This window comes from Methanobrevibacter smithii ATCC 35061, assembly GCF_000016525.1.
Classification (GTDB): domain Archaea; phylum Methanobacteriota; class Methanobacteria; order Methanobacteriales; family Methanobacteriaceae; genus Methanocatella; species Methanocatella smithii.
In genome coordinates, this window is sequence record NC_009515.1 from 150,916 (window position 1) to 166,710 (window position 15,795).

11 protein-coding genes and 1 CRISPR repeat array are annotated in these 15,795 nt (G+C 27.2%); of the genes, 2 read left to right on the top strand and 9 right to left on the bottom strand.

Annotated features, from left to right (window positions below; translation table 11 throughout):
* Window positions 1–37 precede the first annotated feature (37 nt).
* From MSM_RS00785 to cas8a1, 8 genes are all read right to left on the bottom strand, one after another.
* Entirely contained in the window at window positions 38–1,465 is a 1,428-nt protein-coding gene (locus MSM_RS00785) for a DUF7411 family protein (RefSeq protein ID WP_011953722.1), read from the bottom strand.
* 121 nt (window positions 1,466–1,586) lie between these two features.
* A CRISPR array of direct repeats spans window positions 1,587–4,474; the repeat unit is 31 nt; unit sequence ATTTCAATCCTATTATAGTCTTATTTTTAAC.
* Window positions 4,475–4,816: 342 nt separating this feature from the next.
* Window positions 4,817–5,080, bottom strand: coding sequence for a CRISPR-associated endonuclease Cas2 (gene cas2 / locus MSM_RS00790; protein ID WP_011953725.1), 264 nt, complete (start codon window positions 5,078–5,080; stop codon window positions 4,817–4,819).
* A 4-nt stretch (window positions 5,081–5,084) separates the two neighbouring features.
* Window positions 5,085–6,053, bottom strand: a complete 969-nt coding sequence (gene cas1b / locus MSM_RS00795) for a type I-B CRISPR-associated endonuclease Cas1b (protein WP_011953726.1) — start codon at window positions 6,051–6,053, stop codon at window positions 5,085–5,087.
* 14 nt (window positions 6,054–6,067) lie between these two features.
* Window positions 6,068–6,574: a CRISPR-associated protein Cas4 gene (cas4, locus tag MSM_RS00800; RefSeq protein ID WP_011953727.1), complete on the bottom strand. Its 507-nt coding sequence runs from the start codon at window positions 6,572–6,574 to the stop codon at window positions 6,068–6,070.
* Window positions 6,575–8,779, bottom strand: a complete 2,205-nt coding sequence (locus MSM_RS00805) for a CRISPR-associated helicase/endonuclease Cas3 (RefSeq protein WP_011953728.1) — start codon at window positions 8,777–8,779, stop codon at window positions 6,575–6,577.
* A gap of 8 nt (window positions 8,780–8,787) precedes the next feature.
* On the bottom strand, window positions 8,788–9,408 hold the full coding sequence (gene cas5b, locus MSM_RS00810; RefSeq protein WP_011953729.1) for a type I-B CRISPR-associated protein Cas5b: 621 nt from the start codon (window positions 9,406–9,408) through the stop codon (window positions 8,788–8,790).
* A complete protein-coding gene (gene cas7i, locus MSM_RS00815) occupies window positions 9,409–10,395 on the bottom strand; it encodes a type I-B CRISPR-associated protein Cas7/Cst2/DevR (protein WP_011953730.1) in 987 nt (328 codons plus the stop codon).
* Between the two features lie 2 nt (window positions 10,396–10,397).
* On the bottom strand, window positions 10,398–11,756 hold the full coding sequence (cas8a1, locus tag MSM_RS00820) for a type I-B CRISPR-associated protein Cas8b1/Cst1 (protein ID WP_011953731.1): 1,359 nt from the start codon (window positions 11,754–11,756) through the stop codon (window positions 10,398–10,400).
* Between the two features lie 334 nt (window positions 11,757–12,090).
* On the opposite strand from cas8a1, the gene cas6 reads away from it, so the two are divergent.
* The gene (gene cas6 / locus MSM_RS00825) at window positions 12,091–12,819 is read left to right on the top strand and encodes a CRISPR-associated endoribonuclease Cas6 (protein ID WP_011953732.1); all 729 of its coding nucleotides are present in this window, start codon (window positions 12,091–12,093) and stop codon (window positions 12,817–12,819) included.
* 40 nt (window positions 12,820–12,859) lie between these two features.
* Here the strand turns inward: cas6 and MSM_RS00830 are convergent, their stop codons facing one another.
* Window positions 12,860–15,172 carry an Ig-like domain-containing protein gene (locus MSM_RS00830; protein ID WP_011953733.1) on the bottom strand — a complete coding sequence of 771 codons (2,313 nt, stop codon included), beginning with the start codon at window positions 15,170–15,172 and terminating at the stop codon, window positions 12,860–12,862.
* A gap of 311 nt (window positions 15,173–15,483) precedes the next feature.
* Here MSM_RS00830 and MSM_RS00835 point away from each other — a divergent pair, with 311 nt between their 5' ends.
* Window positions 15,484–15,732, top strand: coding sequence for a hypothetical protein (locus tag MSM_RS00835; protein WP_048058594.1), 249 nt, complete (start codon window positions 15,484–15,486; stop codon window positions 15,730–15,732).
* Window positions 15,733–15,795 lie beyond the last annotated feature (63 nt).

Sequence of the window (15,795 nt, forward strand, 5' to 3'; positions counted from 1 at the left end):
GGTATGGAGTAACTGTCCTTAAATAGAGTTTTAAACTCTATTTTAAATACTCCTCAATATCAGTATCCTTTAAAACTTTTTTTCTTAAAATTTTGTCAATACCCGTGCCGTACTGGGCTGCCTTTTTAGGTCTGTAAGCAATCTGCTTATCCAGTCCCAAATTGAAAGCCGTTTTTCTTAAAATATTTTTGCGCAGCTTATCATCAGAACCTGAAATCTTATATCTGACCGGAATATTGAGGGCAAATTCAACAAGATTCTTATCTAAAAAAGGAAGACGCAGCTCAACGCCATTTGCCATTGAGCATGCATCATCACGTTCCAGATTAACATGATACATATTAGCCATATCATATCTTAATTCATCATCTAAAGTATTTTCCATATAGCTATTCAGATATCTGTTATAGCCCCCAAACAGCTCATCAGCACCCTGACCGGAAATAGCTACCTTAATATTATCTTCAACTATCATTTTAGAAGCAAGATAAACAGTCATTCCCACTCCAATCTTCATCAGATTGTTTTCACCAATTGCCTGAACAACATCTTTAAGACTGTCCTTTACAATACTTTCCGTAATGTCATGAACCTTTAGAGGAAGACCCAAATACTCGGCTACACACTTAGCTGCAACCACATCCTTGGAATCCTTTTTACCGACAGCATACAAAGTAACTTTAAGATTTTTATTTAAAGATATTTCCCGAAGCAGCAAAGCTATCAAAGAGCTGTCAACACCTCCTGAAAATATTACTCCAACTTCATTCAAATCCTCAACCCTTTTTAAAACAGCCAGTTTAAGAAGCTTTTCAAGTTTTCTGTTGTCGGTTTCAAACCTCTTCTGGAAAATATCCGTTTTAGGAGGTATCTCTTCCCAGTTGTAAAGTATATGTCCCGGCTTTAATGTTTTGATATCTCCTTTCAAGCACTGTTTTGAAGAAGCAAAAGCATTATGTGTGTAAAATAAAGGTTTGACACCTAAAGGATCTCTTGAAACAGCCAAGTTAATGCCATCTGTAACAGCATAAGCATAATCCCCATCCAAAAGATTATTGACCTGAGTTACTGCTCTTAAAAGGTCATCCTTATAATAAAAATCAATCAGATTAATTAATAACTCAGAATCAGAATTTATATTGTCATTTTTTGTCAGTTTAGCCAGCAAATTCTTTAGGGAAGAATAATTATAAATCTCACCATTGAAAACCAGAGTCAGAGTGTTTTTAGCTATCGGCTGAGTATGGGAAGTTCTGTTTTCCAAATTATGGACAGCCAGCAGATTATGGCCTAAACCTAAATAATAAGCGTTTTTATCATTGAAATCATTTAAATCAATACCTTTTTGTATTTTACCATCTAAAAATATTCCTGAAGCATCTTTTCCCCTATTTTTTGATGTTTTTAACATAGCTATTAAATCATCAGCTTTGAAATTACCTTGAAGACCAACTATTGAACACATGATTTAATATTAAATTTTGGAGTTTAAAAAAATAATGATAGTACAAAGTAAACATTTGATTATTTCAATTCATAGTGCATTATTTTAACTGATTACATCCAAGTTTTTAAAAGATATTAAGATTTAAATCCTATTATAGTCTTATTTTTAACAGTTGACCTAAGTTTATATAATTGTGCAAATCCAGCATTTCAATCCTATTATAGTCTTATTTTTAACAGATGATGTTTTATTGGAGAATGGATATGCAGTACAATTTCAATCCTATTATAGTCTTATTTTTAACCAGGTTATCATTTTCCATGATTACTTTATCATGTGTAATTTCAATCCTATTATAGTCTTATTTTTAACATTATATGATGCTGTAGACTTAAGATGACTTTCTTGATTTCAATCCTATTATAGTCTTATTTTTAACACTCACAAAAGAAACAGTGATCCTTATATTGCTCAATTTCAATCCTATTATAGTCTTATTTTTAACTTGAATTAGAAATCACAGTTAAAGAAATACCTACATTTCAATCCTATTATAGTCTTATTTTTAACTCCTATTTTGGACAATTTTGTTTTAATACCATCATTTCAATCCTATTATAGTCTTATTTTTAACATCACCATCATACCATTTTCATTTATATGAATATTATTTCAATCCTATTATAGTCTTATTTTTAACCTACAAAAAACCATTCAAGCAATAAACCTGACTAATTTCAATCCTATTATAGTCTTATTTTTAACTATCTAAATCATTCCTTTTATAAATCACTTCACTGATATTTCAATCCTATTATAGTCTTATTTTTAACCTGTGTCGTTTAATAATAAATCATTTACGTAACTAAATTTCAATCCTATTATAGTCTTATTTTTAACCTAATACATCTGACATCATAAAAACACCTTTCATAATTTCAATCCTATTATAGTCTTATTTTTAACGACAGTTAAAACATTTGCCATTACAAATTATATATTATTTCAATCCTATTATAGTCTTATTTTTAACCCATACATTATCATACCAGTAAACCAATTTGGATTTCAATCCTATTATAGTCTTATTTTTAACTTCCACACTATCAAATTTGTTGATTTTTTCCATTCTATTTCAATCCTATTATAGTCTTATTTTTAACAAAAGTATACAAATAATCTGAAAACCATGGGTTCTATATTTCAATCCTATTATAGTCTTATTTTTAACATCTTCCTTTTTGATAACAAGATTTGTTTCCTCGTATTTCAATCCTATTATAGTCTTATTTTTAACACTGGTTTAAATGGTGCTGGAATATCTAATAATCCAATTTCAATCCTATTATAGTCTTATTTTTAACAATATATTTATATAGTAGACGGTATAAAGTAATATAATTTCAATCCTATTATAGTCTTATTTTTAACTTTGATGTAGTTCTTCTTCAGTTATGTTGAATGTGTATTTCAATCCTATTATAGTCTTATTTTTAACACATTCACCAACCTCAATTTCCATTTCAATAGTTTTATTTCAATCCTATTATAGTCTTATTTTTAACTGCTCCTGCAATCAAAATTAAAATCTTGTAAACTTCATTTCAATCCTATTATAGTCTTATTTTTAACCATCACGTCTTAACATTCTAATGTCATCTTCACTCCAATTTCAATCCTATTATAGTCTTATTTTTAACTTACTAATATGGCCAATGGTGTTAAAAGTTTACAAGATTTCAATCCTATTATAGTCTTATTTTTAACTTGTACATGCATTGTCCTGCATGTACTTTTAATGTTATTTCAATCCTATTATAGTCTTATTTTTAACTTTAGTTTATGATACTATGACCAGTGAATCCGACAGAATTTCAATCCTATTATAGTCTTATTTTTAACTAGTTGCAAAAGCTGTGGACACTGCAAGGTTAATTCTATTTCAATCCTATTATAGTCTTATTTTTAACACCTCCTTTGTAACCTACAGGGTCACGACTGCCAGATTTCAATCCTATTATAGTCTTATTTTTAACTACTGAAAGGCATATCAGAATTAGTATCCAGTACATATTTCAATCCTATTATAGTCTTATTTTTAACCAATACAGTTGCCTTCTACAATCCCGTTTTTAGTTGATTTCAATCCTATTATAGTCTTATTTTTAACTAGGAAAAGCAATGGGAGCATTGTCTGATGTTAATATTTCAATCCTATTATAGTCTTATTTTTAACTGTATATGTGAATAATGCTTGTCCATTATTATTCGATTTCAATCCTATTATAGTCTTATTTTTAACATTCTAATTGCATTGCGTTAGGATAATCGCTAACCTGTATTTCAATCCTATTATAGTCTTATTTTTAACTATTAATAAATCTTGTACTATTACTCATTGTCATAAATTTCAATCCTATTATAGTCTTATTTTTAACTCTAAAATCAGTGTATCCTGGTTCTTCATAGTAATTTCAATCCTATTATAGTCTTATTTTTAACCAAAGGTATCTGTGATGGATTTACTAATCATTTCCATTTCAATCCTATTATAGTCTTATTTTTAACAGTTGCAGTAGTATAAGTAGAAGTTCCTTTATACGAATTTCAATCCTATTATAGTCTTATTTTTAACTTGGTTACAAACAAGGTAAAGTTTTTCTACCTTTATTTCAATCCTATTATAGTCTTATTTTTAACTTTAGTAGTAGAAATAAGAAAAACTGAAAAAGTAAAATTTCAATCCTATTATAGTCTTATTTTTAACATTTAGATATTATGATGTTAATGCGGAAGTATGGTAATTTCAATCCTATTATAGTCTTATTTTTAACATTCCTGCATATAGTACAATTACTGGAGTTAAATTTCAATCCTATTATAGTCTTATTTTTAACATCGCAGTGCTTGTAGCAATTATTGGTTTCGTATATTTCAATCCTATTATAGTCTTATTTTTAACAAGTAGTGTTGAATTTACATGGTACAAGTAATACATTTCAATCCTATTATAGTCTTATTTTTAACAGGCCACATTTTTTCTCAAAACGGGCAAAACCAATTTATAATTTATTTATTCATGCACTTAAATTTGTTGATTATAAAAAATGTTTTTTATTTATATGTATCAACAAAGAAGACAAAATAATTGAAAATAAAAAATAAAACTTAGAAATTTATAAAATAAAATATCAACCTATTTAAAAGAGAAGTATCCCATTTAAATAAATAAAACTTAAAAAAATAATCAAAAAATAAAATTTTTTAAATAGCTAAAAAATAATCAAAAAATAAAACATGTGATAAACAAAGCTTTTAAAATTTATTTTATCAAATTTAACAGTTTAAATAAAATTAAAAATATCAAATTTATAAAATTTCATCGATAGGTGCTTTTTCAATACCTAAAACCTCACGATTCATCACATCAGCCATTCTTAATTTATAAATTATAACTGAATCAACCTCTGTATCAATTATTTTCATTAAACCATCATGAATTATCTTAAACTCGCTTTCACTAGCTTCTCCTTCAAAAACAGAATTTTGAATCCAAAAGAGGTACTGCCTTAAAAATGACTTTACTTTATTGACCCGCTCAACCTTAATATCATAAACTATAATTACATACATAAAGTCACCACCAGCTTACGAATGGATCATATTTTTCAATGCCTAAAATATGTTTTTTAAGTTTATATGCTTCTAATCGGATTAATCTTTGGTAAGAAACATTTTTCTTTAATTTTTTATGTTTAATCGTTTTTTCAAGTCGTTTATTGTATTCTTTTATGAATTTATTTCGTCCTTTATCATTTAAAAGACAACAGTTTAAATCTTCATTAAAATCTTTTTTAGACAACATTCTTTTGTTAACCATATAAAAAATCAACCTATCAACAAAAATCGGCTTAAAAATTTCACTAAGATCCAAAGATAGTGAAAATCTTCTTTCAGAAGGTTCATGAAGATAAGATATTGTAGGATTTAATTGTGTATTATACAATTCTGTCAAAACTGTAGAATACATCATTGAATTTCCAAAGCTAATTAAAGAATTTATCATATTTTTAGGAGGTTGTCTGGATCTGCCTTCCATTTTAAAATCATCGGGAAGAATTTCATCAAATTTAGAATAATATTCCGAGCGAATCCTACCTTCAATATTCATTATTTCAGTTATTTTATTTGTTGAATTTAACTCTGATAATGTTTCTTTAATATTGTTTTCAATTTTATAATATGCTAAAACCTTTAAAATATTATTTGCTGCTCCTTCAACAAATAATTTAGCTAACTCCAACCTTTTTTGAATATTTAAATAATAATCTGCCTGTTTTACTAACAAATCACCAGACAATAATGTTTCACGAGGATAATAAGATCCGCTATAAAAACCATAATAATTGAAAAAATGAATAGGAACTCCATTTTTAGATAAAAGACTCATTACCTGTGAAGAAAATGTTATCTGACCATATGCATAAATTGAATATACTTTATTGATTGGGATTGGTTTTTTACCTTTTTCATTGACAAAATAAATAGTATTTTCTTTCCTTTTAAGAATCCCTTCAGACAGGATATAATAATTCTTTTTTGACATTTTAAAAAACACCTCTATGAAAAACAAAACTCAAAATAAGCACATTTACTGCAAATTCTTTTCTTTTTAGGTTTTGGCATCGAACTATCAACAATATTTTTGATATTGTCAATTATTTCAAATAAATCTCGCTCTTTTTCTTTTGTTAAAGTAATTTTCTTCTTTTTGCGACTATCTGGATAATTTAAAAAACCTACAACATTTTTTATATCTTTTTCATGTTTTAAATAAAACATATAATATAAAAGTTGATATTCATTAGCTAAATTCATTTTTTGTGACTTTTTTACTTCATGAATTTCAACAGAATCAGTTATTTTAATAAAATCTACATTAATTAAGTTATCAATAAGAAAATCTTTTTCTCTTTTAAAACTAGTTTCATGTAAAAATTTACCTAACTTGACATTCTCATGCTCATCTTCTAATTGGATATTATGAGAAAATAACCATAGTTTAGTTTTACATATGAAATAGTAATTAATTTGAGTTCCATTAATTTTAGAAATCATAAAATTCATTTATAAAATTGTGGATTCTTCATCCGAAAGTTTTAATCCCAATTCCGAATCATATTTTACATCGATAAAGTAAGTATTGCTATTACAATCAAATTCAACATTATTATCCTTTTGAAGTTTAAAAAATTGACCTTTACTAATTGACAAACAATAACTCATAGATTTATAATATCGTTTATTATTTATTTCATCCAAATATTCTTCCCTAAATTTTTGAGGAACAACCTCATAAGAATCAAAAAGATTATAAAAATCATTATCTTTATTAAAATTTATAAAAGGGACAATATTTTTTAATAACCTGTTAAAAGAGAGTTTTACTTCATCAAAAGTTTCTTGATTTTTTGAATCATAACCCTCACTGTATACATGATCAATAATCTCTTGAATTTTACTTTCTGGTAAAATATCAAAATTATTTAAAACATCTAATGTTTTATTAACCAAATTTTGATTATAAATATATTTATCATTATCAGACCCTATTTTAAAAATATTAACCTGTTTAATAATATCATCTTTCCATCCTCTGCGATTAACCCTACCAAATCTTTGAATTAATGCATCCAATGGAGCTGGCTCAGAATATAAAACATCATAATCAATATCTAAAGAAACTTCAATAGCTTGAGTACCTATTAACAGATTTAAATTATCTAAATTTTTTTCTATTCTTTCCCTATCTTTTAATATAAATCTACTATGTAATAATGCAGAATTATCCACATCCTTTTCCTTAAACCATTCATAAATAAATTGGGCTTTATCCACAGTATTGCAGACAATCAATACTTTTTTACCAGAATTTATATCATTTAATATTTTATCGCAACAATTCTCAATACAATTATTAATTATATTAACTTTATGGCGAGTAAATGAATCTAATTCTTTTGAATCTAAAGATATGAAATTAGAAATATCCAATTCCTTAGAAAAAAGATTTTTTAAAAAAGACGGAAGTGTAGCAGACATGATAAAAATATCTACATCAAATTTACTTTTTAAAATTTTAAGAGATTCTAATAACAAACAAGTGACTCTAGCATCATATGCATGAATTTCATCTAAAATTAATAAACTGTTTGTTAATTCAGATAATCCCATTTCAAAACCTTTAACTCCAAAAAAGAATTTAATAAGTTGAAAAGGTGTTAAAATTTTATAAGGCCTATATATTTTCTTTGTTAAATTTTGAATTCTTTTAGTTTCAAAGTTAGACTCATCATAATCTCCAGACTCAACAGATTTATAAATAAAATAAGATGCTTTACCATGAGAAATGCCTACTAATTCATCAGAGCCCAAATCTTTGACTAATCTATTATACATAGCATTTATGCTTGCAGTAAACGGCAAAACATAAAAAATCCTTTTAGAAAAATTATCAGTCTGATTATTATCCGCCCATAAAAAAGAAGCTTCTGTTTTACCACTACCAGTTGGGGCTATTAAGAAACTACTTCCTTTTGTTTTAGAAGCTATCAGTTGTGTTTTTCTTAATGAATCAAAAGTATATAAATCTCCATTTTTTACTGCTGAAAGTATTTCATATTTAGATCCTGAAGCTAAATAATCACAAGCATTCATAAAACCTTTTAAAAAATAACCATAAATACCATGTAATTCATTATAATTACCTATCTTAAAATCTTTAAAATAATTAAGCACTGTTTGATTATAAACACTTCTTAAATCTTCAAAAGAAATATTATTAGGCGTTTTTAATTTATATCCCAAATATTTTTCGCTCAATTTTGGAACTAAATTTAAATAAGATATTAACTCATCAAAATTAGGTTTTAACTCAAATAATTTTTCGTCAAAAACACGTTTAGCTTCTTTATTTTTTATTTGATAATCTTTCCTTAACTTTTTAACATCTTTATGGTGAGTTATAATTGTTAAACCAATTGCATTTATTGTAACTTCTGGAAAAATATCATTTAAAGAAATAATAAAACATGCAGATAGTATTTCATGCCTATATCCCCAATAATTATTTGAATTTAAAGAATTTTGAAAACCTACTGCTGCTTTACCAAAATCGTGGAAAAATAAAATATAAAAAAGATGTTCCCAAAAATCAGGAACACCACATATTTTAGGAACATCAGGATAACATTCTTTAATACATTTAAAAACTTTTAAAGTATTTTCCGTATGCTCCATTAATGTTTCATTAGGTTTAGCTAAAATAACCATAATATAACCTACTTATGAATCCAAACTCCCCAATTTAACTCAGAATCAAAATAACAATCACCAGAATAATCAAAAAATTGATTCATCAATAGATATGGTTTGGTTCCAATTGCTTTTCTAGGAATTGAATCTGAAAAATGTGTAGGTAATGCTTGAATAATTCCAAATGCACCTTCAATACCAAATGGTAAAATTGTTTTACCTAACTTAACATTATTCTTTTTTTCCATCTTAATTTCTTTAATTTCACTAATAATAGCTAAATCTGAAGATCTTCCAAGTAAAATTGGATATGTTGGATTTTTAAAATATTTTTTAAATTTCAAATCATCAGTATATAAATATAAACTAGGATTAAATAGAAACTCTCTTTTAGCTACATTAGATTTGTTTCCTTTTAATCCTTTTAATTCATAAATTGTCTCTAAATCTACTGCTTTTGCATCATAATCAAAAACAAAACCAACATTTGTTTCATCAGGAGTAACTAACTCCCCTTTAGCAGCAGACAATAATCCATAAATTGTACTTAAAGGAGGAACTGGCAATGTTGGCTGAAATCCACTTATAAATGCAGGATATCTAAATGAAGCAGTCCACCCCTCAATTAAAATCCTTAAATATTTCATTTAAATCAACTTAGGAATTTCATCAGAAAATTTATCAGTTATCTCTTTAATAGTTCCAATATGAACATTTTCTTTATTTTTAGCATATTCAATTATTTTATCTTGAGTATCTTTTAAAAATCCTGTTCTAACACCAATGAAAATATCTGATTTAATAATATCAGAATAATCTGAAATTACTTCATCTAAAGCATTCAAATCAAATATAAGTTCTCCTTTTTCTTCACGGACAATATTCATGAAAATATGATTCCCACCATCAATAGCAGCAAGAACTATTATTTTTGGAGTTACATCTGTTAAATGGGATGCGGATTTAGCTCCTCCAGACAAATAAGGTAATGCATTAATAATATCTTGTGTACGTTTAATTCTAATGTCTTTATCCATTATCCATTTATCTTCTTCGTGTTCCAATCCTTTTTCTTCAGCTAATTTCAATAAATCAGCAGACATATTTTTATATCCTGTTTTTTCACTTTCGGAAAATATTCCAACAGCCCCTAAATCAATTGAAAAAATACCTTTTAAAATATTTGAATAAAATTCATGTTCATAAGGAACAGGATCTCCTTCATGACGAGACATTACTCCAAAATCTTCAGTTGGATTCTGACCAATTACTGCAATTAGAGGTGAATTTTTTAAAGGAGAAATTCTTGTAACAGTTCCTCCTTCTTTTTTAGACATAGCCCTCATATATCCAAAAACATCATCATCAGGATATTCAATAGGATTAGCACTTGTGAACGCAATCTTTTTTTCACGACTAATAGGAGACATTTCCCAATCAAATTTATCTTCCAAAGTTTCTCTCCACCAATACCTTAAAGCTTGACCAGAAACATAAGGATACCTAGTCATTCCTTTTCTAATAGTTTTAACTCTAACAATATTATCTGTTCTATCTCCAGCATCAGATCCTGCATTATTAAGCGCAGAATGAGGTGCATCAATTAACATTAAACCTACAACATTATTTGTCATTTTTATTCCTCCAATAATTCTTCTTCTGAAACTTCTTCAACAAAATCATTTTCAACCATCCAATCATGCAAGTTTTCATATATTCTAAAAAGCAACAAATCTTGAGTTTCTCTCCAAGTTAAATTACCTTCAGGAAATAAATTAACTACATAATCATCAAAAGTAAATAATAATTCATTATCATCTTTAATTTTACTTTTAAGAATTTTTCTTAAAACATTCCTAAAATTATTATATGAAGATGCATTCTCCAAACTAGATAATGTTTTTTTACTATCATTAATTTCAATATATTTTGATAATTTATCTCCAACAGTTTTTATTGCATCAATTCTTTTTTCATCCATTTTTCTAACCTCTCTTATATATGCATTAACTAATTTCCATGAACAATAAGTTTTTTTATATTTAAAATTGTAAAAGTACTTTAAAATAGATTTATTCAATAATAAATTGTTATAAACAACATTTGGTTTGTTTTTGTAATAATAATTTTTTTTATCCTTGTTAAAAGTTTCTTTTTTATCCCATTTAACAAATTGATATCCTTTTTTAAGAATAAAATTCCAATTATGTTTATCTTCTAATGGAATATCTACTAAAAAATTAAACACCTCCATAGGCAATGTATAAATTTCAAGTTCTGGTCCTTGATTATAATTAGTAAAATAATAAAAATTCAAAGATGGATTTTCATCTTCCCACAAATCAGATAAAGAAATCACTTTTATAATAATTTCAAAAATTGCATTGACTGGTCTTGTAATTCCATCATTACAGCAACCCGTGTAATCTTTCAATGCTATTTGATTATCCACATTTTGAATCGTTTCTTTAGCCCATAAACTCATTACTAATTCTGAATCAGAATGCAATAAAATAAATTTTCCTCCACATGTATACATTAATAATGGAGAAAATTGAGTTAAAATAGCACATAATGAACAATAATCTGCTCCATCATTAGCAAATGAAAAATAATTTTTTAAAGATCCAGATCCAGTTAATGGAATTGTACTTTTTCCAAACACATTAACTGAATTTCTTCTACCACAACCTATACAAGAACCTTCATCTTGAATATCTTGAATATTTTCAATTTCACATTTTAAATCATCAAAATATTTTTCTGAACGATTTCCTTTAATGGCATTATTAACTAAAGAAGAATTTGGAAAAATACTATACATATTTTTATTCCAAGCATCATTAAGATAAAGTTTAGAAATGAATTTTGCTTCATTCTCAATATCTTCAATCGTGATATTGTTGATTGATTTATCTAGCATACCTTTAAGTGCAAAAATACCTGCATCAATAAAAGGATTCCCAGTTATTTTTAAATCTAAATTTTTAGACATGCTTTTTCTCCTTATTAAATTTATTTATCCTAAAATAGACTGATTTTAAGAATATGTTCATTTTTTCAATCACAAAATGTACTTATTATACAATTTAATATTTTGTAACTCCAACTATTTAAAAGTAACCTAATGAACATATACTTAGTAAAATTATTAATGAAAGATAATAACTTGTTAATAAATAATATTATAATCAAATATTTATAAATATATCTATTTTAATCTTAAAAAATAAAAAACAATCTCTAAAATATTATAAATAATGTTCAAAATTGATTTTAAATTCAAAAACAAAAGATACTTTAATTATCCAAAATAAATAAAAATATTAATGAGACTCGAAATTATCTTAAAAGGAAAAAACAACTTTAAAGTTCCATTTAATTACAATCATATTTTATCAGCCATTATTTATAATAAAATAGCTGATTTGAATTTTGCCAATGAATTGCACTCATCAAAATCATTTAAATTTTTTACTTTTTCTCAAATTTATATTCCTAAAAGAAGAATAGTTAAAGATGGAATAATAGCTAAAGACGGAGTTATTAGTTTTTATATATCTTCACCTAATGATTTTTTAATTAAAAGTCTTGTTGACGGATTTCTTGAAGATTTAGAAATAAGCTTTCAAAACCAAAAATTAACAATTCAAAAAATTGAAGCATTAAAAACCCCTGAATTTTCATCTAAAAGTGAATTTAAAACCTTGGCACCAATAATTGTCAGAACTAAAAAAGAAATTAATGGTGAACTTAAAATTTGGGATCTTGCACCTTCAGATAAGTTTTTCAAATCATTGGAAAATAATTTAATAAAAAAATATATTAAATTTAATAATTTAACAAAAACTGATAAAAAAATCAATATATATTCAGATATGAATTTTGTAAAAAGAAAACGAATTTCAATAAACAAAGGCAATGCTACAACTCATCACAGAGCTTATATGATGGATCTTATTTTAGAGGGTGACCTGGACCTGATTGAATTTGCTTATGATGTCGGAATAGGTGAGAAAAATTCAATGGGCTTTGGAATGATTAAATTATTGGAATAAATTAATAAAAATAAAAAAAAGAGTTAAGAGAAGATTTCTCCTAACTGATTGTAATTTTATTTCCAATTTGATAACTGTTCCATATTGAAGTGATGATATATTCTCCCCTGAGAAGTCGGATATTTAAACTTGCAACACCATTATCTGCTGTTGTTTTATTGTAAAATACTCCGTTTACATTGAATATCACTGTCTGATTAGCTAAGGGTTTTCCCTGACCGTCAAGAACAGTTGCATTAAACTTACTGCCGTCCTTAAACTTCATGGACAAATCATCAGTAAGCAGAACACTTTTAACAACCACATTGTTTCCCACATCATATCCTTCATATATTGCAGTTACAATATATTTTCCGGGATTCAAATTGATGTTTAGTGTTACTGTACCATTTTCATCAACTGTCCTTTTATAGAATACCCCGTTTATGTTAAATGTTACATTTTTACCAATAGCTAAGCTTCCGTCTTTATCATAGACTTTTGCTGTGTATTGTGTGCTGTTTTTATAATATTTAACTATATCATGGTTTTCACAGATAAGAGCTTTGACAGTTATGTTGAAACCTTTTTTCTCATTGTTTACAGGGTTGTATGCCGTTAAAATGTAGGTTCCGGGTCTTAAGTTAATGTTTAATTTTGCATAACCTGAATCATCAGTGTTTCTTGTGTAAAACACACCATTGATATTGAATGTAACTGCCCTTTTAGCTAAAGGGTTTCCTGAACTATCAATGAATTTTGCATAAAACTGGGTTTCATTTCTGAACATCTTTACAATATCATTTCCTGAGATAGTTTCATATACTTTTACATTGGCTTTTTTGGAATCACTGCCGAAACGTCCATTATAACTTACTTTGGCAAGATATTCACCAGAATCCAGATTAATGGCCAGTGAAGCAGTGCCCTTATCATCACTAACTTTTTTATAATCAACACCATTGATATTAATAATAACATTTTCACCAACAATAGGATTGCCATTAACATCCTTTAAGCATATGCTAAACCTTTCAGGACCTCTATAATATTTGTTTACGTCATCTGCACAAAGTACAGCACCATAATCATTTGCAAATAATTTATCGCTTCCGACAAAATTGTTGTCCAGTGAATGGTATAAATCAAACTGTCCTGATTTAAGTGCCTTAAGAGAAATTGTGATGTAATTATTCATATCACAGTCATTTAAATTCCAAACTACAATACGGCCAGAATCCAATCTGTAATTTCCCCTAGATACACTTGCATTATTAAAATCAAATCCTTCAGGAAGAGCAAACTGAACTACAGGGCTTGAATGAGCAATATAGTTAACCTGATATTTCAACTCAATATTATCTCCAACAGGACATGAGCTGACGGGAGTCAGTAATCTGAAAACTTCAATACTGTTTTCAAAAACATGAGTTCCCAAAAATAGTTTATCTCTAGCTAATGGAAGGGAATTTCTTGAATGGAAATTACTGAAGTAATAAACATTATCTGCCATATTGGATGTTGAGCGGCCAACACCTCTACCGTCATCATTTGATGCATAGGAATCTACTCCATAGGACAGTCCATTAGAAGAAGCAGTCAGCTTCCAGTGATAAGTCATTATATTTCTCCTATTGACACCATAGCTGTCAGTATAAACTTTTTTAATGGCTGCATCAACCGGATTCAGACTGCTGTCATAACTGCCTTTTTGAGACATGGAATAAATATTAGGACATAAAACATACTGTCCAGGCTGCAGTTTAGAAACATGATACAAATTACTGAAAACAACACCATAGGTTCCGTCAGCTGCCTTAATTACAAAATGACCTAAAGAATATCTGGACATTATCTTATAAATTCTTGAAAGATAATCATTTGTAATCTGATTGGTGACAACCATTTCAGAAGCTATGCTTTCAATCTGGCGAAATACAGAACCGTCTGTTACACCACCATTACCAATAAGCCAGCCATTGGATGTGACAATTGCATGTGAAAAATAACCCCCGCTGGTTTTATATTGCTTCAGATAACCAATATCTCCCCAGCTACCGCTTTCAATATAAATATCAGCGGCATTTGCAGCATCACGCCTGATACAAATAACTCCTTCATTATCACTTACCTGAAGAACAGCTGAACTGCATTCACTTAAATTAATCAAATCATCAGCAGTCTGACCTGTGTCCTGCCTTACTCCACCATCTGCATAGTGTTCTGCATCAGTGTTAGTATCCAACACCACATTATCATTAAATGACAATTCATTTAAATCCTGACTAGCTACAGCATCATCCTGCGCACTGACTGAAGTTATAGCTATCAGAAAAACAAAAAAAACTAAAATAAAATACTTTTTATTGAACATGAATTCACCTGTAACCTATTAATTAACAGATATTTAATGATTGTATGTTAAAATATAAACATTTTTATGAAATTCAGATGTGTTTTTAGAATATAAATCAGTATACGGATTCAACTAAAAAACAGAAAATATCCGAAAACTAAAAAATTCAACTGTGGTTTTTTTATAATTTCATGCATAAAAATAGCTTTTTTAATGATCATTAAATAAGATTTAAAAATAATAATTGCGATTTAGCGGATTTGATGATGAATGGATAGAAGATTATTTTATTAATTTTTATTATTTTTCTAACTATAATTGTATCAATTTTGATTTCAATTATCGTTATTATTAAATATAGAAATAAGGATATTGGTATTCAAATTTCCGCTTTGATTCTAATTTCAGTAGCTAGTCAATTTGTATCAGGAAATGCTCCGTCTTCAATAATGTTTTATCCAGAATATCCCGGCAGATACTGGATAATTTTCAATGGAATTTTAATGATTATAATAGGATTACTGATTTATGATTTATTGGAAAACTGGGAATTTTCAATAAATAAACTTCAAAAGTAATGCATATCTAAAACAATTATATTTTTTAGTTTTAAAAGATTAATATGACTAGCCATATTACCA